This is a genomic window from Paenibacillus sp. FSL L8-0638, from assembly GCF_038593075.1.
In the GTDB taxonomy this organism is placed as follows: domain Bacteria; phylum Bacillota; class Bacilli; order Paenibacillales; family Paenibacillaceae; genus Paenibacillus; species Paenibacillus polymyxa_D.
In genome coordinates this window covers 2,925,013-2,945,741 of the sequence record NZ_CP151960.1, presented here as the reverse complement: position 1 = coordinate 2,945,741, position 20,729 = coordinate 2,925,013, and the positions used below count along the sequence as shown (strand labels likewise).

Below are 20,729 nucleotides of genomic sequence, written 5' to 3'. Positions count from 1 at the left end.
TTGAGCACAACAAAAAGAGATCAACGGTCGGAACACGTTGATCTCTTTTTGTCGTCTCACTCTGCTTTTCTTTTTCTACCGTTCTCGTCACTCGCAGACCGAAAAGATATAAACTCAGTATCCTCAGGGTTATGTGTCCCCCTCTGTTCTATTTCTAATGCCTACATTTTTTTGGTGTTTGGATATCCAATGTCACTGGATTATTTCAAACGGACAAAATGTATTTCTCCAAGCCTATTTTCAAACCGTCTTCATCATTACTCGATGTGACCCAGTCGGCAATTTTCTTAACTTCCTCTGGCGCATTCCCCATTGCAATTCCTAGGCCTGCGTACAAAATCATATCCATGTCATTATAGTTGTCTCCAATGGCCATCGATTCACGATAAGTAATATTAAATATCCCCTCGAGTTCCTGAATGGCATACGATTTGGACACCATCTCATCCATAATTTCCAGATAGGTTCCCTTGGATTTATAGACACTGATACCAGTAACTTCATTTTTGATTTGTTGTACAAGCCGCTCAACGTCTTCGGGAGGTCCCATGCATAAAATTTTGTGAGTATCATGATCTTCTTCTATATATGAGGAAAGCCCCCTCTGTATGGGAGAGCCATTAATAATTCCCGCTTCCTGAATTACCCAAGGATTTTGAGTGTTATCAACGATCCACTGGTCATAGCCATATAAGTTAAAACTAATAGAAGGATAATGATCCGATACAATATCGTATATTTGTTTAATGCTTTTTTTCGATAAACAGATGCTATGGAGGATTTCCCTATTACAGCCCAATATTAGACCACCGCTATAACAAATGACGGGAGCGTTAATATTGAGCTCTTGCTGAAGAGGAAAAATGCCGCTTGGCATTCTCGCTGAAACGAGTACAAAAGGGATATTTCCTCCCACAACCTTTTGGATTGTATTTTTGGTGTCGAATGTAATTTGATGTTTTGAATTTAACAACGTCCCGTCAATATCGCTAAAGATTGCTTGTATCATGGCCCATGCTCCCTTGCGATTTTTTATCACTTTTCTTCCTCAAGCACCTTGATAACTTCTACTCCGCTATCCTGCAACATCAGCAATGAATGCTTCGGGGCATTCTGATTTGTAATTAGAATATCAATTTCGGAAAAATTCAGACCTTTAAACGGGCTTGTTAAATTAAATTTTTTGAAATCGGCAAGTAAAAATACTTCTCTGGCACGCCTCGATACCAGCTTTTTAACTAAAGCATCATCACGGTTCGCAAAATACACTCCGTCTTCCATAATGGCGGCAGCTCCTAAAAAAGCTTTGTCAAAAAAAACATCGTTCAACTGCACAGCCGTGTCGTAGTCATAAAAAAAACGGTTTTCATGATTAAATTTGCCCCCGAGCAAATTTATGTTAATTTCACTTTTTGCTGATAAAGCTTCTGCATTATCCAACGAGTGTGTGTAAACCGTCAGATTCTTGTCCAATTGCCCACAGAGCAGTTGAATGGTAGTCGATACATCCATGAAGCATACATCTCCGTCAGCGATATGCTCAGAAGCTGCTTTTGCAATAAGCATCTTTTGCTTTGTTGCTGAGGTTACACGTTCCTTGTAGGCTCTTATTTCTTCTTTTAATAAGGGTAAGGCAATACCTCCATGGGTTCTGATAACCCCCCCTTCATGAACAAGCTTAATAATATCCCTTCTTGCCGTATCTCTCGAGATGTTCAATAAATCGCAAATTTCCGAATTTGATAATTGGTTACGGCTTTGGAGATACTCCATAATTTTTAAAAGTCGTTCCTCTTGGTGAATATAATCCCTCCCCCTTTCCCTATATTCATCATAAGCGATTTAAAGCTTTTTGTTAAGTGTTTATAAGTGTTTTTTAAAGATAAGCAAATTGCTTATATTGTGTATTTCACATAGCAAGTCCCCGGTCCGCATGCACATCGCATTAAGAGTCCGGGGACTTTATTCATTTTACCTATTTATTGATAAATTCAATTTTTTGAAGCAAACGTTTAATCATAGCTACCGCCTCAGCGCGAGTAGCTGTTGCATGTGGCTCATAGCGTCCAGTGTCCATGCCCTTTGCGAGGCCCTGAGCTGTAACAGTGGCTACTGCATTTTGAGCCCAGGCCGCAATAGAAGACCGGTCAGCATATCCCTCTAGCGTTTGCTCGTTCTTGCTGCTTACTGAGACATGCCCGGTATATTGAAGTGCTTGGTAGACAAGTAGAGCCATCTCCTGACGGCTAATCCTCGATTCCGGACGAAAGCCCCCGTCTTCATAACCTTTGACCAGCCCGGCTGAATAGGCTGCGCTGAGATATCCGCCGTACCATGAACCCTTGACTGTGTCTCTAAATAATGGAGTTGCCCGTTCTTCAAGACCAAGTGCACGAACAAGCATAGCGGCAAATTCGGCACGGGTAACAGGTTTGGATGGCTTAAATATGCCTTTTACCGAACCATCAACAATTCCTTTTGCGGCGAGCAATTCTATGTCCGCTTTGGCCCAGTAACCGGCTGGCAAATCACCGAAGGTCGGACCGCCGTTGACGATGGTATATACACCATTGGAATTATGCTTTATCTCAACAGAGGCTCCACCATCTTCCGCTCGGAAAATGCTCGGCACAAAAACAAGTTTCCTTTTGACTTTATCGTACCGAACTGCGGTGGAACGATTTGGGTCCATTGCTGATGAAAGCGGAAGTGTCCGGTTCACATAGGTATCACCGAAATCAAGAGCAGTTGTTTTACTGCCTGCTACCGTTTCAGCCTTGAATTCGATAGAAGTTGGTCCCGCGGTTACTCCCGCTTTTACAGCCGCTTCTTGAATAGCTACATTTTGCTGCATTGTTGTCTTGGCTAACGTTATTCGCAGCTCTGGGATGCTATCGGTCGGTGCGGTCTTTTTGTTGACCGTGCTGCCGGAAGAGTGTACGTCCCCAGTTCTGTAATCACCTGAAGATCCAGATCTCGATGCTCGCTCCAAAGCTTATTCGCCTTGCTGGTCAGCTCAACAATGACCTGGTCAGCCCCGGTCTCTGGCAAAGTTTTAAGCAAAGTAAGATCATCCACGACCACTGCAGCTTCTTTCCTACCATCAGCTTTTTGTGTAACACTTGGATCATATTCCAATCTCCCCGAAGTGGTAGAAACCGGAATAGATGCAGTGGCCGGCTGCTTAACTGGCTTCTGAACCGGCTGACTGTTGCTGTCCTTGTTGTTCATCTCGGAATTGTCATCAGAAGAACCAGAATCGTAGCCTGATATTCGAACATTGTTAAAAAATGCTGTTGTATCCCGTACATTTAACCCAAAGTATCCTTGTGTGTAACTTTGGTCTTTGGTATCAATCACCAGTTGGCCGTCCAAATAAGCCGTTATGGTATTCCCGACAACTGCAACTTTGAGGTGAAAATTCTGATTTGTCCGTAGTTTTAGCTTCGCATCATTATTGTAGGTGGCAAGTTCACTACCGGTACCGTCAACAAATTTCACCAGCTTGATCACATTATTTCGTACATTAAGATTAATTGCATACGCATTTTTTGCCGTAGGATCTGAACGAAAGACCAAGGAACCTGCTCCGATTGGATTTTCTATGTTATCTTTTTCCGGATCATCGGGATGTGAATCTGTATCTGGCACTTTAATGTCCGCTTCATACAAAGAGTTTCTGCCAAAATTACTGGCCAGAATAAACGCATCCCCTACACTCTGCCCCTGTTTTCCATTGATAGTATCTGCCCATTTGCCGCTGATCGTCGTCCAATCTGACAGTACGGAGGCAAGGGGAGGGGGCGCTGTCCAGACACTCTTTAACGGAAATATTTTCAAAGACTTTAATTCCACATCCCCGCCCTTGCTGTAGACTTGCATTCCTTTACTCGAAGGGCGAGGAAATATTTGGTCAGTTATCACTGTTTCTCCATTATCCCCAAACACCTCCAGCGCTGATCTGTCAACAAAAATATGCATTTTCACCGTACCGTTTGAAGCCCTCAGCGGGCCTCCATGTTTATCTGTGATATCAGGTCCAAAATTATAACTCCCGGAATTCGTACGGTCAACGAACAGTTTTTCATTATAGACATCATACCCGACCGTTGTATATTGCTCAGTTCCTTTACGAACCTTGAAACCAAACTCGGTTGCTTCGGTATTGAACAAATCAAACTCGGCAATCATTTCAAATGTATCTTCAGAAAAGTTGGATAGAAGGTCGCTTTCTCCCTTTATCTTTTCATTTGCATATGAAACTCCCTTAGTTTCAGCACGAATGCCAGCCAGAGAAATTGGTGTTTATTTTAACCGCAATCCCTCCACTGTCTGGGTTAGTTCCATCGTTCGCGGCAGTGACGTGGAATTTCTCCATGTTGAAGTGGGTGTATCTTGAGCATAAGACCAGTTACTCATCCAGCTAAGCCAGTATTTCTCGCCCTTCTCCCCTTCAATTCCGCTCCAATCCACGGCGGCATAATAATCAGCTCCGTAATCGGACCATAATATTTGGTCGGAAGAATTCTCATTGGAGAAGGTCTCCCCATCAAAGCTTCCTACAAAATATTGCACGCCTGATCCGCCTGCCGAGGTATACTGATAGGGACGGGTAACAGGTTATATAAACTGTTTTATCGTTCTACTGACAAGTTCAGTTTAAGGAGAGGAGTTATGATTTTATTGATGCATTCGAAACTTATACTGCTCCTGGCAGCCTTGCTGGATACTTACCCCAGCCTGAGAGAGCTCACTCCCTTTCATGATCAACCGTATATAAAGAGTTTGATGTGTCTATGACTTAAAACCTATACTTACAATCAAACTTATATATTGTGACACAATATATAAAATCCTTATTAAATAAAGAATAAATAATAATTTAATCAAACTAAAAGAAATACGGGTTTTGTGAAGATGTCTTAGAAAACCGCATAGCAACGCGGATTCTTCATCGGTCCATGTGTCGGATGACAAAAACTTGATAACATTCCCCACTCATACAACGAGCGCGAGTGAAAATGATGCGAAAATGGACTCACTTGGAAATGTTAAGGAGTCCGGTCTTTGAGAGGTTTATTGTATTTGTTTAATCGGATTCATGTAATCTACTTCTCCATAAAAATTATTAACGCTTTCCTAGAAGTCACTTTTTTATATAGGTCTCTTATCCCGAGGTAAAATATAACATATGCTGTCTGAGTACTCTCTGGCATTCGAATTTGTTTTAATCCTTTGTTTGAAAGATTTCTAAATGAATCCGTTCCATGTATCTTAGATGACCAATTGCGATAAAGTAACTCGTACTCTGCGATTACACCTAATCTGTCAGCCAACTTTTGAATATTTCCGGGTCCATTATATAAAGAGTACCAGTTTGGAGGAACTACCCTACCTCTTTGAACCCTATCCCTTTCAAGGTGGGCTCGCTGTTAAGCAATTTGCGTAATGCTGTCAGTTTCACAGTATTATCAGTGTCCCTAAAAGTAACCTTGTAGAAATTTTTCTCTAAAGTCCTTCTGAATTTTTTCCCTCCACCCTTTACGTTCGTTTTGTTTAGTTCACGGCTTTTTGCTTTGAGGGTGCCGACCGGCAGGGCAAGTTAAACTTGCAGATCCGGACAAAGGCACCCATCTGGAACAGATCGTCTCTTCCAAAAATGTGCCCATGCATAAAGCGAAGCTGCAGGAACTGCAGGACGATTATGAACAGCTGCCTGTCATGACCTATGAAGAGATTGTAAAAATCTCCAACATGCTGTCCCTGCTGTGCAACTATATTGTAGAGGAAGCTCTCAATAAAAACTTGCTGGTGGAGATGTTCGAGAAGGCTTCCGGCTCCCAGGAATCCGTTAATCTATCCACGATTTTGCCTGGGTACTCCATTCGCAATATTGAATCCATCAAAAAGGAAATGACAAATGCGATTGCGGATGCCTATCTGAAAAACAGCCCAAGCGATAATGCATGTACCAGCCCTGCGTTACAGCCTGCTTTTGAATATATTCACAGTCACAAGAGTGAGCAGGTGACATTGAAACACATGGCAGATCTATGCCACCTTAGTCCAAGCTATTTCAGCAGACTATTTGCCAAGGAAACCGGGGAGAATTTCACAACCTATCTGGCCAAGCTCAAAATCAAGTGGGCCAAGCAATTGCTGGAGGTTACCGACATACCGATCTCACAGATCAGTGATGAGCTAGGTTTAACGAATCAGGGTACTTAATCAAAATTTTCAAAAAATTCGAAGAGATCACGCCTGCCCTATATCGCAAATACATTCAAGAGCAATCTGTCACCTAGTCTGACTATTTCATCTGTTCCTGAACCCAGATCGCAGAACCGGCCAGCATCTCCATCAATCCGTTAAAGTGAGGCGCTACCTCCTGAAATGGATAGTCTCCTGCATAGTCGTGGATAAGCATCAGAACTTTACCCGAATTCCGTTCCAGAACAGCAATGCTTCCTTCTCCAAAACCGCCAATCGGGAACGGATTTTGGTCTTCAGGCAGGTCGTACTCTTTCTTATACTCATGATACGCTTCCACAAATGCAGAGTATGCCCAGTCCAATTCCTGTACGGAATAGAGTGCAGGATCACCGAAGTGGCAGGCACCGTAGTACAGCAAAAGGTCCCGGTACGACTCGGGAAGAATAACATTGTGCTTTTTCTCAAAATCAACGATCGCCTGCTCCGATTCCCGCGTACAGCTCTTCCCCATTACGGTCTGATATGCCTGATTCAAAAGAGTCCGAATTGGTTCTAATGCCGCTGATTCCATGAAACATCCTCCTTTTATAGGTGAGATAAAGCCTGCCATCATTGTACCGATGTAGAATATTATTGATTAGGCCCTCAATCTAACGAATTCGAGTTCGTCCCTCACTGTTAATAACAATACAACCCCGATAGAGTTTTATGAAATAGAATTTTTTTTAGCCTTCGTTATTCCTGGTTGTCATCATCTCCAGCAAGCCACGTAATGCGGCTTGATAGATGTTCACTTTGGGCATGTACAAGTCCCACTTCCAACCTGCAGTATGGCTCTGGCAAAGATATCACTGAAACCTCTCCTCTTAATTCGGCTTGAACAACCGAAGATCGCGGGAGTAAAGATACCCCTATTCCGGCAGATACACCACTTAGGATCGTGTTCAGTGTACCAAATTCCATTACATTGAGCGTATGGACACCACGGCTATGTAGAAAAGCTTCAGCTTGAATTCTGTGTGTACACCCGATCTGAAAGAACAACATCGGTTTACCTAATACTTCGGGCATCTGATGCAAGCCGGGTTCCGCAATCAGAACCAGTTCTTCATCAAACACCTTGATTCAAGGATTCCATTGAAGTAATCGGAACATTCATTAGCAAAAACCGGTTCATTCTCTATTAACATACCAAATTCATGGTTCTTATAGAAACCATTAAACGTAAAGTTAGCAGATCTGGTAATAACCGAAGTCCCATCGAATATATATAGCTTTGAGTGTAGGTCCTGTAGCGCATATATGTTGGCACCAGCACTTAACAATCTATCTAAGCCATCAATGTTGCTTGCGCCTTGTATAAAATCCTCCCGATAGAAGCGGGTTATGATGTTGCACTCAAGCTCCTCATCGCTTTCTAAAACCTAAGAGAGACTTATGGCCGTGTTTCTCCCTATGAAAGGAGAAATAATGTTGATTTGCGTTGTACAGTTGTCTAGAAGCCCGTAGAATCGATCTCCAAATCCCTTGTTAATGATATGAATGCCTATGCCAACCCTCTCTTTTCTCACTAAGAATATTAAATAGCTTAAGCTGAATTGAAAAGTTTTCATAAATCATCAATTAAGATAAGGATAAGATTTCAATGTACTCTGAGGGATAGTCATTCCGAATAATTTAGCCCCGCTTCACGATCAGTTTGTTAATAATAAATTCTTCAGGACGAACACATTAAATTTTGTTTGATCTTGCTTTGTACATCTTTCGTTTTCCAGAAGTGCAAATAACGTCCTTAAAACGTACTTTTAAAACTTTGAAATTACATTTCCTACCTAAAAAATCCTTCATGGATGATACTATTAAGAGCACTCGGTTTTTCTTTTGGCTCTGCTCAGCCACGTTATTGTAGAATTCTTATCAACCACGATTAATATATATGTTCTTGTTCTTGTCGTTGGTTTTTGACAGGAACATATATCGTTAAAACAAAAAAAGCCGCAAGCCCGTTAGTTTTAAAAAAAGGGGGTCTGCCGCCGTCGATGAAATCATATCGGGAATGTAGCAATGTTCTTGTCAGCTGTCGGGAATGTTATCAAGTTCTTGTCATTGTGTTTTGACAAGAACTTGATAACATAATACAAAAAACGCTTAATCAGCGGCTTCTAATGCTAATATGTTTTTGTCACCCGACACCATGTCCAGTGACAACAAGTTTACCCTTTTCTTATATAACTTTTGTTGGAACAAGCATAATAATATTTTTGAACTCCATATTTCTGGATCATCCTTCTTGAAAGGTATAAACTTGTTGTCACAACTTTCAAAATAAAAATTATTATTACAAGTAGTATAAATTACTTTAGTTCTCGATTGTACATGACACAAAGTTCCCTACTTTAGCAATTTAATCGGAATTTTGAGCAACTTAGTTTTTTTCTCCAAGCGAATGAGGTGATTTTTTTATTATCAAACTAAGTAGGAAACTTTGTGTCACTTATTTGACGAGCCCTACATTACTTATCCATATTATTAACCGCATTTCGCATTTCATCATCTGTTAAATGTGTATAGATCATGGTTGTTTGTATTGAGGAATGTCCTAATTGGTTCTTCAATCTAGGCACATCATTGTTCTCTAAGTGGTAACGCGTTGCAAATGAATGCCTCAGAGAGTGCACGGTTAATGCTGGTTTTCCAAAAGCTGAAGCATACTTTTCAATTAGTTTTTCAATGGATCGCTGAGTTAAACGTCGGCTTTTTCCTTTACGACCTATGGGAGCTGCAATAAACAAAAAGCTTTCGTTTTTTTCTGGGATATATCTGGATTCTCTAATCTGCAGATAATTTTCTAAATCTAGTAACGCTTGCTTGCTGAAATACACGTATTGTTCTTTATTTCCTTTTCGTATAACACGCACCAAAGCTTTATTCATATCCAAATCTTCAATGTTAATACCTGCTATCTTAGAGAGCCTCAGACCAGAACCTAAAATAAGGGAAACAATGGCTGTATCTCGTTCACGGTTAAATTGATTGATGGAAAGTGAAAATACGTTTATTCACTTTATTGATTTCTCCCAAATCATGAGCTATAAACTGCCTAAATGACTCAAAATCGTCTTCCTAAGAATTTTCCCATCAATACGATTGGCAATGGTTTCTTGACTTTCTTTAACCACATTTAAATCGATTTTGGCCATAACATTACGCTCGATATATGGCTTTAAGTCACTTGTTTCAGCTTTGTTCTATAAGTAATCAAATAAGGATATTAGACAAATGCACAATCAGCTGGGCATCCCAGGTTCTCGAAAACTGTGCGCGCGGCAGGAAAACCTCAATTAGCGGATATAAGCGGCCGCCTGCGGAAATCGAAACCTGTCTGTAGCGTACGGGAGTAAGGCCACCGGAGCTTTCCATTCTGGCTAGTCTAAAACTTTATTTTCCGAGTCTAGTACTTTATTTTTCAGTCCGACACTTTATTTTCTTCGGACAGCTGCATGCATAACCCCAACTTCAAACCAACCAAAAGAATACTCTAATCCAGAGGAATTTCCTACGATTCCCTGTTTGGCAAACAGGTCGAGAACAGGAGTATGTTTCCCCTTGTCTCGACCTTTTGTGCGTGGTTTAAATAGCCCTATCGACTTACCCAGCAACTCCGCTATGCTTACTCCAGAGCCTTAAAGGCCGCCTTGGCTGCCTCAGCGATTAGGGCATTGTTATACTTTGCATCTTCGGTATCACGGCTGGACATTACGGCAATAATGATCGGCTTCCGGTCCGGAGGCCATACGATGGCAACATCGTTGCGTGTGCCATAGCTTCCTGCGCCTGTCTTGTCACCAACTACCCAGCCCTCTGGCACAGCCGCCCGAATTAGTTCGTCACCGGTAGTATTTTCCTTTAACCAGCCGATAAGCAGCTCTTGTTTGTCATTAGGCATGGAATCGTCAATCGTCAGCACTTTGAAGCTGTTGGCAAGGGCGTTGGGCGTACTCGTATCACGGTGGTCCCCAGGAATCGCTTCGTTCAACTCTGTCTCATAACGGTTGGCCATAACCACAGTGTCACCGTTATCTCTCATCGCTTTTTCGAACCCTTCGGGCCCGCCGAGCGCCTTTAGCAGCAAATTTCCTGCCGTATTGTCGCTATAACGAATGGCCGCATCACTGATTTCCTTGAGATTCATCCCGGTATCCACATGCTGTTCCGTAATCGGTGAATACGTAACCAGATCATCCTTGGCAAACTTAATGACTTTGCCCAGTTCATCGTTAGACTTCTGCTGCAAGACTGCGCCTGCTGCCAGTGCCTTGTAGGTGGATGCATAGGCAAAACGTTCATCGGCCCGATAGGCAACCTCTTTCCCTGTTCCAGTATCAATAACATATACGCCCAGCCGCGCGTCAAACTTGGTTTCAAGCTGTTTAAAAACCACATTCGCTGCGTTTGAGTTTGGCGGCTCCTTTTCAGTCGGCGGAGTTGAAGCCCCCTGCTTTGTACAGCCAACGAGCAGCACAAGAAAGAGTGTCATCGCAAATAAAGCTATTCTACTTATATTTAATACATATTTTTTCAAGATTTATCCCTCTCTCCCTAAAAATATATCGTCTGTTTGAGCCCCTGCCAGTAGGTTATACCGCATTTATCCGATCTCCTCCTCTATTCTCATTTCCACATGCATTACAAATGTAATATTTCAGTTATTATATTTGTAGTTTTTAAAAGTCAAGTTACAGAATTTTGTATAGTAGAGCTCACCGACCGAATATAAAATACGCCGTCGTTATGTCCCTAGTACATCTTATCTATTTTGAAGTCGTTTTTCTTTCTCATTGAGTTCTTTTTTGGGTTCTTTTGCGAACTCCGACGATAAAATATTGTCGGTATTGACAGCTTTATCGATAGCTTGATAAGTTGCCGTCTGACCCTCTGCGTGGACAGTTCCATAAGCCAGTGTACCCGCCAATATAGCTGTTAAAGAAAGTGCTACTCCTTTTCGAATGGTGAATGATTTCATAACGCAATCGCTCCTATTATTTTAGATTGTTGTTCTGCTTTCCCCCCTCACCTTACCTCCGATATTGTTAAATCGAACAGTGATAAAACCGCCAAGCTTTGATGACATCGTACTTGGGTCTGTCACATATACCGCATGACAAACTGTCAACTGTCTTATATGACTTGGTCTGAATCATTCGAAAATTGATTTGCAAAAAATATAAGAAGGTGTGCATAATTCGTGTTCTCGATAATGAAAAAAAGGTTCTGATTACAATAATGGAATTTAATTATTGTCAATAAAAGGAAGTAACCTTTGATCCGGTATAAGTTTAAATTCAGGGCCTTTTGAAAGGAAAGGTATGATCTTAGCCTTTGACATTACTGTGCTCTCCTTTTACATACCTAATTTCATTTTTGAATGAAGAAATTGACATTGAGCATTCTTTAGACAAAAAAACCGTGAAATTAAAAAAATGCCCTAAAATAGGTACATTCATGTCTTCATGGCTATCGCCTAAAAATTTTAATAAGGACACAATATCTCCTTCCTTATTCTTCGCTTTATAATTGAAGCAAAGGCAATGTTAATCACTTCTTGATAAAACTATAATTACACTACGTTTTAATGAACTTTGAGGAAAAAGTGAGTTTCAAAATACTGTGTTTTTATTATGTCTGCTGAATGAACCTTATTCTCTAATCCACGAACATAGGAAAGCGTTGATGATGGACGTTATGAATCAGTGATGAAATATGTTAAGACAGACAAATGGTGAAAGAGACTTTAGGACAAGCAGATCGGCCGGTTTATTTAGTCAGTGATTCTGTTTCATCCAAACACATTTCTCCTGCCAGTAAGGCAAGGATTTTATGGTCTTGTATGTTGTGTCCGTCTGTAAAATATGCCGTTAAGATTCGTTCCGAAAGTTCGAAAGCTTTCCCATGAACGGCTGCAAAATGCGTTAAGGGTAAGCACCAAAGGTGTTTGCCGGAATTGTTTTATCAAAACAGTAATCAAGACCCACCTGTTGCGCCGTATCCGTAACCTGTATGTATGCTTTGCGGGTTTTAGACTCCTCGACCTATATTCCACTCATAGCACAATAAAATGTGCGACTATAACTGTGAAAAAAAGATCGGTTATTCTCCCGTAATAAAATAATTATGTAGTGTAATCCTTGGGCAACTTTGTTCCGATATAGAATGTTCCATTCATAACTGGATGCACATGCGGTGGTAAACAGAATCTCCGATGGGGTACCAACCAGGTGGAGAATTCTTAGTTTCGGCTTTCAGAGGGGAAGCCTAACACACAACAAGCCGCTCCGGCGATTAACAGCCTGAGCGGCTTGACTCTAGCGTGCGGTGGAGGTATGGCGCCGCTATTCCAAATTGCTGTGCTGCTTGAACGTAGCGGCGTTGTCGACGCCGCGGAACTTCTGTGCCAGTGCGGTCTCTCCAAGCGGCAGCTTCTAAAAGAGCTGATTGATGCTGTTATGGACAATAGGGCCATATGCGGGCAGTGTGAAGCGGGGTGTATCAATTGTTGTACAGTGACACAAAGTATTCCCGTTTAAAGGATATTATAAATCAGGTAAAGTTCATCAATCTCACTGTATTTATCCCTGAGGCTAGACTTAAGGGGAAGATTTGTGTCACTATAATTACTTAGTCCATATTCTACCCATTTTTATCCAATTACAAAAATGTTTCTACATTAATGACGCAAAGTTACCTAAATAGATTCACCGATTTCACATTTTATTATTTTTTATAAAATTACTATCAATAACTACCTTATTCATTATTGCGTTAATTCTCCAATGTATTATATTATAGAGGATCATTTTAACTAAAAAGTATAAGTATCCGTTCAAGCTGATACTTGAAGTCCATTTGTCCATTTTGATTGCCTTGTAGCTGGCTGCCAGGGTATTGTTAAGTATCTTTTGAAACAAAAAAAGAACGACTACCTACTGGAAGCCGTATAAACCGTGCCAAACAGTTATTCTATTATTAACTCACCCTTAATTCTGTACTTCACCTTATTATTAGAATGCTCTTCTTCTTCCCTCTTCGCCATATGTATCTCAGGTTCAATCAAAAACTCTTTTGTACATAATTTACTTTCATTATTCAGATCTTTGTACACCAATATGATATTCAAACTGAATAAATCCAAGTTTTCATTAAATGCCTTTATGTTCAATAAGTATATGTACCATTTAGGAAGATGTATTTTTATACCGTGTTTTTCTGCGCCTACAGGATGAATCGTTCCCAATTCCTCAAAATGAAAATTGATTTCATGTTTGATATTTTCTACTTTATTAAATGAAATAACGACTTTTTCTTCTTCCTCAGAAAGATAAAATGAATGATTATCTTCATCATTGAAAGCGGTATGATCTTTCATAAAATCATTTAATTCATCAAAATCAACCGCAATCTCAACCATGACATTTTCTGCTGGGATATTTCCATGATTATAAACTTCTAGATAAACACTAGATTTATCGCCTTGAAACAATTCCTCCACACCACTTCCCCAGTCCTGAAAGAGTGACTGATGGAGTACAACTTCAAATGTTTTAGACGGTATGGCTAAGTTTACTTTTCTACTATTCTTCTGTTCGTCAGTCGCCGTTTGATGACTCTTTTTCAATCGAAGCACAGCAAACACAGAAATGAATGTCGCTAATACTACTCCACCAATAGAAATGATTAGTACCAATAGTTGTATCTTCACCCATTTGTCCTCCGTTCTATTTTCTTCATTATACACTTTACCCACTTATTCACTATATCTATGAATGGTGTCTAACTGCTAAAGTCCTATGTTCGATCACACAAAGGTACCGTCAATGTTGCATAAAAAAGAACCTACGTTTTCATGGGTTTTAATCAGTCCATTATAAGAAAATCCGTCATAAGGCAAGCAGCTCTCCTTTTTCATCTAGCTCCCAAAAGCTTACATTACTTTCTCATAACCTCTTATCTACGAATTTCGCAAATATCTTTCAAATGTAAAGTATTCGCGAAAAAATTGACTATCCTGCCCTTTAGTTTAATAAAAGGGCGTCTGTCGCCGTCGATGAAATCCTATCGGGAATGTAACAATGTTCTTGTCATCTGTCGGGAATGTTATCAAGTTCTTGTCATTGTGTTTTGACAAGAACTTGATAACATAAATATAAAAAGCTGCTTAATCAGCGGCTTCTAAAGTTACTATGTTTTTGTCACCCGACAGTTAGCATCTAACCGTCTGTGTCCGGCAACATAACATCCAGTACGATTAAATCAAAGGTGGTAATGCATACGGCTTCCAAGGCCTCTCTTCCCCCGTTAACACTCTCCTGATCATAATGTAGCCTTCCTTCCGAAGGACCGTTTCAAGCATCTGTATAATGCCGCTCATCGTCCACGATGAGAATCTTTTGGTTTTGCATGAATAACTATCCTTTCACAAAAACCTATAACACTATTCTCACCCAAGTATACAACAATTACCCCTTAAAATTTGCAATTATGATGTATGCTGTGGTATAAGTTTTTTAGCTCATTTCATATAGGAGGATAACAATGATTTATAGAAACGCTACTGTTGATGATATATCTGCTATAGTGGAATTACAAAAAAAATATCACATTACAACCATTAGTGAAAAAGACAAACCTGATGGCTTCGTAACAACCTTATTTACAGAAGAACAATTTAAGGAATTAATTGAAAAAGAAAATGGAATTACAATTGCATGTCATGACCAGAAGATTGTTGCTTATGTGATGGCTGCCTCATGGAAGTATTGGGCTAAGTGGCCTTTTTTTCAATTTATGATTGACGATTTGAAAGATACAGAATATAAGGGAACTACGCTTTCTACTGAAAACACTTATCAGTATGGGCCAATTTGCATTGATATGGATTACAGGGGGACGGTAGTACTCCGAAAGGTTTTTGATTTTTCCAGAATGCAAATGAGTAAAAAATATCCGATATTGATAACTTTTATAAACCACATCAATCACAGATCATACGCTGCCCACACCAAAAAGCTTGGTCTTGACGTGATTAAAAGCTTTGATTTCAACAATAATACTTACTATGAATTGGGTTGTTACACATCAGAATGATTGGATAAACATGTTGTTTGCTTGCCCTGCCCGTTAAACCATTGGCGGTGCACCGTTAGCTCTACTGAATAATAAGATAGATTTCCAATTTGCGGTTATAAAGGAAAATTGATTACAAAGGGATTTGCCATATGCAAACAAACACCTTCGATGGTTAGAGACCAGATAATTCAGATCTCTACTATCGGAAGAATTATGATTTATGGTTATAGCCTTTTGTCCCCAAAATTCAAGATAGTTTTGCCTATACTCGGTCAATGAGGAAGAGATGCTGTATTGTAAACCGCAACAAAATTGTAATTATTAAACATCCATAAGCTTATTTTACCATCTCAATACCAAACCTCATGGAAATCGCCCTTCAACTAGCCTACCAGGCCAATTTAAGGGCGATTAGAATTAGGATATTACCGATTAAGATCGAAACGACTAGCATTGAATCAGCTTAACTTACCGGTCAAAAATTGTGCCTCCCCTAGTCCAAAACTCCAATCATCATCATTATTTTCAACAATAGATACCATTAAATCGGTTGGTGCGATGCCGCATTCAGCTTCTAACCTTTCAGCCAGCAAGGAATAGAGCTTTTGTTTCTTCTCTTTTGGCCGGGCTTTGCTTATTATGGAGAGAATAACTAGACTATCGGTACGGTTAAATCCTAGCCCAGTATCCTCAATAATCATATGGTCCGCCGTGTGTTCGTGAACGATTTGGTAACGATCTCGCTCAGGAACGTCAAAAGCTTCCACAACAACTTGGTGGGCAACATCCAAAAGTTTTTTTAGGCTTGCTTTATCTCGTCCTTTAATAAGATCAAAACGAAGTAATGGCATTTTAACTTCCTCCCTTTAATAAAAATTATTTTTCCCTATTTATTATCAACCATTCTAATAAAAGAAAATTTTCGGACAAGAACACTGGCTTGATCAATGGTTTGTTTTACAATTGAAGCGGCAGGTTGGTCGCCTGCTAACCGAAGACCCTGTCCCGCCCAAAGTGACATGTACTCGGGGTTGTTCGCTTTTGCAGCCGCTTGGCGAATGTCCCGGGTCATCGCGTTTTGAATGGGGTAAGTCGGGATTATTCCGGGGTACTGATGCATGTCAATCATAAATTTTGTTTGAATGCCTCTTGAAGCTTTTCCAGAGTAAGCACGTGTAATTTCAGTGGAGTCCTCATTTGACGAGAGGATTTTCTGTTTGTACGTTTCATGGGCGCCGCTCTCGGGGCAGGCTAGAAACGCAGTGCCCATCTGTACTGCAGCGGCTCCTAATGTAAGGCTTGCTACAAGTCCCCGCCCATCCATGATTCCCCCTGCTGCGATGACCGGGATCGACACATGGTCAATGATCTGCGGAACAATAGCCATAGTGCCTATCAAAGCATGGGAAGGGTCTTTCATGAAGGTCCCCCTATGCCCGCCTGCTTCGCTCTCTTGAGCCACAATTGCATCTGCGCCAGCTGCTTCCAATTGCTTGGCTTCATCAACAGTTGTTGCAGTTCCAATGATGAATATTCCATGCTGTTTCATGGTTTGGATCACGTCTTGGGATGGTACGCCAAAAGTGAAACTAAATACAGGTACACGCTCCTCCAACACTACCTGTAGCTGCTCCTCAAATGATTCTGAAAACTTCATAAGAGATGGATTTTGAGCAGTGCCAAGTTTGATGCGGTATTTATTCAGATAATCTGTCATCCGGTAAATTGCTTCTTCCGAATCTTCTGATTGCTCAGGCACAAACAAGTTTACTCCAAAAGGCTGGTCCGTTCGTTGCTTGATCTTTTGGATCTCGCTACGGAGCTGCTCCGGTGTTAAGTATCCGCCCCCTAGGTTGCCTAGCCCACCGGCATTTGAAACAGCCTCTACTAATTCGGGCGTCGAAACGCCACCAGCCATCGGCGCTTGAAAAATCGGGTATCGAATTTTAAGAGCACGCGTCAAATCAGTCTCAAACACCTTTAAAAACCTCCTTTTATTGAAAATTAGACGAACTCGTGCCTTCAAAAAAGAACAGACCCTAACCTCATGCCGAATATATTGGGAAGGTCATACTGGCAGCATGACACCAACGACTTGCAGGATCAGCGCAATAATCAATGATAATAAAATCTCAGACTTTTCAATTATATTCGTTAATAGCATCCAATCTTTTGAACAGTTTATTAAACTCTTTTAATTTAGCCTTATCCTCGACTTTGATCCCTGAACAATAGAAAGAAATATTACCGTTGCCTTCATCTAAAGAATTCATTTCTTCCAGTACTTTTTTTAGATTTTTTGCAGTACCATTATTTCCATCAATTATATTAACATCCGATGAAAATAATTTTCTAAATATATCTTTATAGTAAGAAAAGTGAGTACATCCTAAAACAATAGTTTCATACTTACTTAAATCATATATAGATAATTGTTCTTGAAGATAAGGCAGCACTATTTGCTCGTTAAACTCAAAACTTTCTGCAAACTGAACTAATTTCGGAAGAGGTAATAAATCAACAACATGTTCGTTATCTAATTTAGTAATAAGATTTTGAAGTCTTTCTTCCCTTAGAGTCAAAGCAGTAGCAGTTACTAAAACTCGTTTATCTATATTTTTTTTGTTTTAACAGCTGGTTTTACGGCAGGCTCCATACCAATGATTGGAATACTGTATTTTGCCCTTATTTCTTCGATTGCTGCGCTTGTGGCAGTATTACAAGCAATCACTATCGCTTTTACTTTTTGCTGGCTAATAAATTCTATAGCATTTAAAACATACTTTTTAACTTCATCTTTCGTTTTGTGCCCATATGGAACATTTATTGTATCTGCGTAATACATATAATCTTCATTAGGTAAAACTTTTAATGTATCATGCAATACAGTAATGCCTCCAATACCAGAATCAAAAAAACCTATTTGCATTTCTATTCCTCCAATAAAGGAATCAATTTATATATCTAACGGTTAATTCAAAATTAATTCACCAATTCCATTTGTATCTGGTTCCAATGTAAATTACCCAGGGTCTAACTAAGCTCTTGATTAGGATGAATACGAGCATGGTTTAAATTTCCTATCGCTCCTTTTTGACTTGAAATGACTGCACCGGATAGCAATATTATAGCAGCAACAACAAGCACCAAAGTGGCAAGAAGTAGTGATAGGCTATAGCTATGCGCCACTTCTAAAACGATTCCGGCTCCGATTGGACCGAGTATTTGCCCGATACCAAAAAATCCTGTCATCAAAGCAATTGCTCTATTACCACTGGATGGTCTAGACATACGAGCCGCGGCGAGAGCAAGCATGGAAATGCCCATAAAAGTGCCTCCAAAAAGGACAGATCCTAACGTTACGCCGAATATATTGGGAAGCCATACCGGCAGTATGACCCCAACAGCCTGCAGGATAAGCGCAATAATCAATGGTTTGATGTAACCGACTTTACTCGCCCACCAGGACCAGATAACTGTTGATGGTACTGCCGCTATCCCAACGATAATCCAGCTAAAGTCAGCAAAAATCGACATATGAGGCATTTGCTTAACCATTGCTACAAGAAACGTCGCGCTTACTATATAACCTAACCCCTCAAGTCCATAAGCAATAAGTAGCCAGCCGAAAATAGATGGATTTTCCGCTGATGAACTCAGGGATTCAGCATTTTGAGTTATAGGTTTCGGCTCTTTATCGTGGATAAATGACCAAACGGGTACGATAAGGATGATACTAATGATCAAAAGGCCGATCCAAGGCCCCCTCCAAGTGAAAATGCTAAGAAAAGGCGTAAGTAAACCAACTAAAACAATACCAACGCCAACTCCTCCGTAAAATATACCTACCCATTTATCACGCTTATCTGAAAACAACGTATCCAACACTAAACTTGATGATAGAACGAAAATAAGGCCGCTGCTAATTCCAGCAAGAAAGCGCAAAATCATCCAACATAAAAATGATGAACTGATTCCCATAAGTCCCGTTAAAATGATGCAGAGTACCAATTGCATCCGAAGATGATAGGCTCTTCGGGATCCCCAGGTTATGAAACCTGCACCAAAGGCAGCGATAAGGTAACCCAAGTTATTACTCCCTGCCAAATATCCGGATTCCGTAGCGGATAGATGAGCTTGTGATTGCATCAATGGAAGTATGGAAGTATATGAAAAACGTCCGATTCCCATTGCAATAATGAGCATAACTAAACCACCGATCATGGTCTTTGTGGAATTAAACAATTTCGCATTTTTAGCTCCTGAATTCTCCATGAGACTGACCTGTCACCCTTCTAAATTCAATTTACCTCTCAATACATCAATTAATATGAATATAAACACAAGTTAACATTAAAAAAATCAATTTCTATAACAAAGAAATGACGGTAGAAACCATCGGGATTTACCAACTTTTGAATCTTCAAATTCTATTATTTTCCTAAAAAATCCAACATTAGTTCTCCAATTTCATATGCATGTGTTTCCAATGCAAAGTGCCCAGTATCTAATAAATGAATCTCTGCTTTAGGTAAATCTTTCTTAAAAGCCTCAGCACCAGCCGGAATAAAGGAAACATCATTTTCACCCCAGACTGCTAGCAAGGGCGGCTGATATTCACGGAGATACTGTTGAAACTCCGGGTACATTTTTACATTATTTTGGTAATCGAAAATTAAATCCAATTGTTTCTCATCATTTCCCGGCCGGGACATATAAGCAATATCAAGAGTATAGCCATCTGGGGAAACTTGACTTTCCTTCGTTCCATCAACATATTGGCCCTTGATTGTGTTAGGCGCAAATGCTGTCCTATAACTTTCCCTTTTTTCTTGTGTAGGATAACGCCAATAATCTTCTCGTGCTGCCCATTTTCCTCCTAGTCCTTCACGATAAATGTTGCCATTTTGGCTTATTATTGCTGTTACACGTTCTGGATGGTGCTTGGCAATGCGAAAGCCAATAGGGGCTCCGTAGTCAAAGACATATAACGCATATTTAGTAAGCCCTAGTTTATCGATGAAAGTTTCGATAATTTCAGTAATATGGTCAAATGTATACTGGAAATCTTCTCTGTCAGGTGATGAGGAATTCCCAAACCCCGGATAATCAGGAGCAATTAAATAGTAGTCTTTTTCTAAAATAGGTATTAGCTCTCTAAACATATGACTTGCGGATGGAAAGCCATGAAGCAATAAAATGACTGGCTTGTTGGGATTACCAGCCTCACGATAAAATACGTTTAATCCTTCTATCTCTAATGAATGATAGGCCCTCATACTATAACCTCCTGTTTTCTTCATAAGACCTGCCGCTTACTAAACTAATTGTAACTCCTCACAAATATCGTGTAAAATGAATTTATACGATTTGTAATATCAAAATTATCAATA

The 20,729-nt window shown here is 40.2% G+C and carries 15 protein-coding genes and 5 pseudogenes; 3 read left to right on the top strand and 17 right to left on the bottom strand.

Annotated features, from left to right (window positions below; genetic code table 11):
- Positions 1-205 precede the first annotated feature (205 nt).
- The 5 genes and pseudogenes from MKY35_RS12715 to MKY35_RS12695 all read right to left on the bottom strand — a co-directional run.
- The gene (locus tag MKY35_RS12715) at positions 206-1,009 is read right to left on the bottom strand and encodes a Cof-type HAD-IIB family hydrolase (protein ID WP_342446572.1); all 804 of its coding nucleotides are present in this window, start codon (positions 1,007-1,009) and stop codon (positions 206-208) included.
- 26 nt (positions 1,010-1,035) lie between these two features.
- Positions 1,036-1,776, bottom strand: a complete 741-nt coding sequence (locus MKY35_RS12710; protein ID WP_342446648.1) for a DeoR/GlpR family DNA-binding transcription regulator — start codon at positions 1,774-1,776, stop codon at positions 1,036-1,038.
- A gap of 199 nt (positions 1,777-1,975) precedes the next feature.
- A complete protein-coding gene (locus tag MKY35_RS12705) occupies positions 1,976-2,854 on the bottom strand; it encodes an S-layer homology domain-containing protein (protein ID WP_342446571.1) in 879 nt (292 codons plus the stop codon).
- Positions 2,855-2,871: 17 nt separating this feature from the next.
- A complete protein-coding gene (locus tag MKY35_RS12700; protein ID WP_342446647.1) occupies positions 2,872-4,242 on the bottom strand; it encodes a GH32 C-terminal domain-containing protein in 1,371 nt (456 codons plus the stop codon).
- 63 nt (positions 4,243-4,305) lie between these two features.
- A pseudogene (locus MKY35_RS12695) lies at positions 4,306-4,578 on the bottom strand (levanase); the annotation flags it as partial.
- A gap of 1,014 nt (positions 4,579-5,592) precedes the next feature.
- Between MKY35_RS12695 and MKY35_RS12690 the strand changes: the two are divergent.
- Positions 5,593-6,305, top strand: a pseudogene (locus tag MKY35_RS12690) (helix-turn-helix domain-containing protein); the annotation flags it as partial.
- A 5-nt stretch (positions 6,306-6,310) separates the two neighbouring features.
- Here MKY35_RS12690 and MKY35_RS12685 read toward each other — a convergent pair.
- From MKY35_RS12685 to MKY35_RS12660, 6 genes and pseudogenes are all read right to left on the bottom strand, one after another.
- Positions 6,311-6,784, bottom strand: a complete 474-nt coding sequence (locus MKY35_RS12685; RefSeq protein ID WP_342446570.1) for an SMI1/KNR4 family protein — start codon at positions 6,782-6,784, stop codon at positions 6,311-6,313.
- A 164-nt stretch (positions 6,785-6,948) separates the two neighbouring features.
- Positions 6,949-7,332 (bottom strand): LysR substrate-binding domain-containing protein, encoded by a 384-nt coding sequence (locus MKY35_RS12680; protein WP_342446569.1) that lies wholly within the window; start codon positions 7,330-7,332, stop codon positions 6,949-6,951.
- Positions 7,308-7,607, bottom strand: a pseudogene (locus MKY35_RS12675) (phospholipase D-like domain-containing protein); the annotation flags it as partial. The gene MKY35_RS12680 and the pseudogene MKY35_RS12675, both read right to left, overlap by 25 nt.
- Before the next feature lie 1,119 nt (positions 7,608-8,726).
- Positions 8,727-9,488: pseudogene (xerS, locus tag MKY35_RS12670) on the bottom strand (tyrosine recombinase XerS); the annotation flags it as partial.
- 395 nt (positions 9,489-9,883) lie between these two features.
- Positions 9,884-10,795 (bottom strand): class A beta-lactamase, encoded by a 912-nt coding sequence (bla, locus tag MKY35_RS12665; RefSeq protein ID WP_342446568.1) that lies wholly within the window; start codon positions 10,793-10,795, stop codon positions 9,884-9,886.
- Positions 10,796-11,020: 225 nt separating this feature from the next.
- Positions 11,021-11,236: a hypothetical protein gene (locus tag MKY35_RS12660; protein ID WP_342446567.1), complete on the bottom strand. Its 216-nt coding sequence runs from the start codon at positions 11,234-11,236 to the stop codon at positions 11,021-11,023.
- A 1,333-nt stretch (positions 11,237-12,569) separates the two neighbouring features.
- On the opposite strand from MKY35_RS12660, the gene MKY35_RS12655 reads away from it, so the two are divergent.
- Positions 12,570-12,797: a hypothetical protein gene (locus tag MKY35_RS12655; protein ID WP_342446566.1), complete on the top strand. Its 228-nt coding sequence runs from the start codon at positions 12,570-12,572 to the stop codon at positions 12,795-12,797.
- A 428-nt stretch (positions 12,798-13,225) separates the two neighbouring features.
- On the opposite strand, the gene MKY35_RS12650 is transcribed toward MKY35_RS12655, so the two are convergent.
- Positions 13,226-13,969 (bottom strand): hypothetical protein, encoded by a 744-nt coding sequence (locus MKY35_RS12650; protein ID WP_342446565.1) that lies wholly within the window; start codon positions 13,967-13,969, stop codon positions 13,226-13,228.
- Between the two features lie 833 nt (positions 13,970-14,802).
- Here MKY35_RS12650 and MKY35_RS12645 point away from each other — a divergent pair.
- Positions 14,803-15,354: a GNAT family acetyltransferase gene (locus tag MKY35_RS12645; RefSeq protein WP_342446564.1), complete on the top strand. Its 552-nt coding sequence runs from the start codon at positions 14,803-14,805 to the stop codon at positions 15,352-15,354.
- A 440-nt stretch (positions 15,355-15,794) separates the two neighbouring features.
- On the opposite strand, the gene MKY35_RS12640 is transcribed toward MKY35_RS12645, so the two are convergent.
- From MKY35_RS12640 to MKY35_RS12620, 5 genes and pseudogenes are all read right to left on the bottom strand, one after another.
- Entirely contained in the window at positions 15,795-16,187 is a 393-nt protein-coding gene (locus tag MKY35_RS12640; protein WP_342446563.1) for a tautomerase family protein, read from the bottom strand.
- 35 nt (positions 16,188-16,222) lie between these two features.
- Entirely contained in the window at positions 16,223-17,314 is a 1,092-nt protein-coding gene (locus MKY35_RS12635; RefSeq protein WP_342446562.1) for a nitronate monooxygenase, read from the bottom strand.
- A 163-nt stretch (positions 17,315-17,477) separates the two neighbouring features.
- A pseudogene (gene murI / locus MKY35_RS12630) lies at positions 17,478-18,265 on the bottom strand (glutamate racemase).
- 104 nt (positions 18,266-18,369) lie between these two features.
- Positions 18,370-19,611 (bottom strand): YbfB/YjiJ family MFS transporter, encoded by a 1,242-nt coding sequence (locus MKY35_RS12625; protein WP_342446561.1) that lies wholly within the window; start codon positions 19,609-19,611, stop codon positions 18,370-18,372.
- Between the two features lie 158 nt (positions 19,612-19,769).
- A complete protein-coding gene (locus MKY35_RS12620) occupies positions 19,770-20,615 on the bottom strand; it encodes an alpha/beta hydrolase (RefSeq protein WP_342446560.1) in 846 nt (281 codons plus the stop codon).
- Between the last annotated feature and the right edge of the window lie 114 nt (positions 20,616-20,729).

Coding starts and splice junctions, on each gene's coding strand:
- MKY35_RS12715 (WP_342446572.1), bottom strand. CDS start 1,009: ATGATACAAGCAATCTTTAGCGATATTGACGGGACGTTGTTAAATTCA.
- MKY35_RS12705 (WP_342446571.1), bottom strand. CDS start 2,854: ATGCAGCAAAATGTAGCTATTCAAGAAGCGGCTGTAAAAGCGGGAGTA.
- MKY35_RS12685 (WP_342446570.1), bottom strand. CDS start 6,784: ATGGAATCAGCGGCATTAGAACCAATTCGGACTCTTTTGAATCAGGCA.
- MKY35_RS12660 (WP_342446567.1), bottom strand. CDS start 11,236: ATGAAATCATTCACCATTCGAAAAGGAGTAGCACTTTCTTTAACAGCT.
- MKY35_RS12645 (WP_342446564.1), top strand. CDS start 14,803: ATGATTTATAGAAACGCTACTGTTGATGATATATCTGCTATAGTGGAA.
- MKY35_RS12640 (WP_342446563.1), bottom strand. CDS start 16,187: ATGCCATTACTTCGTTTTGATCTTATTAAAGGACGAGATAAAGCAAGC.
- MKY35_RS12625 (WP_342446561.1), bottom strand. CDS start 19,611: ATGGAGAATTCAGGAGCTAAAAATGCGAAATTGTTTAATTCCACAAAG.
- MKY35_RS12620 (WP_342446560.1), bottom strand. CDS start 20,615: ATGAGGGCCTATCATTCATTAGAGATAGAAGGATTAAACGTATTTTAT.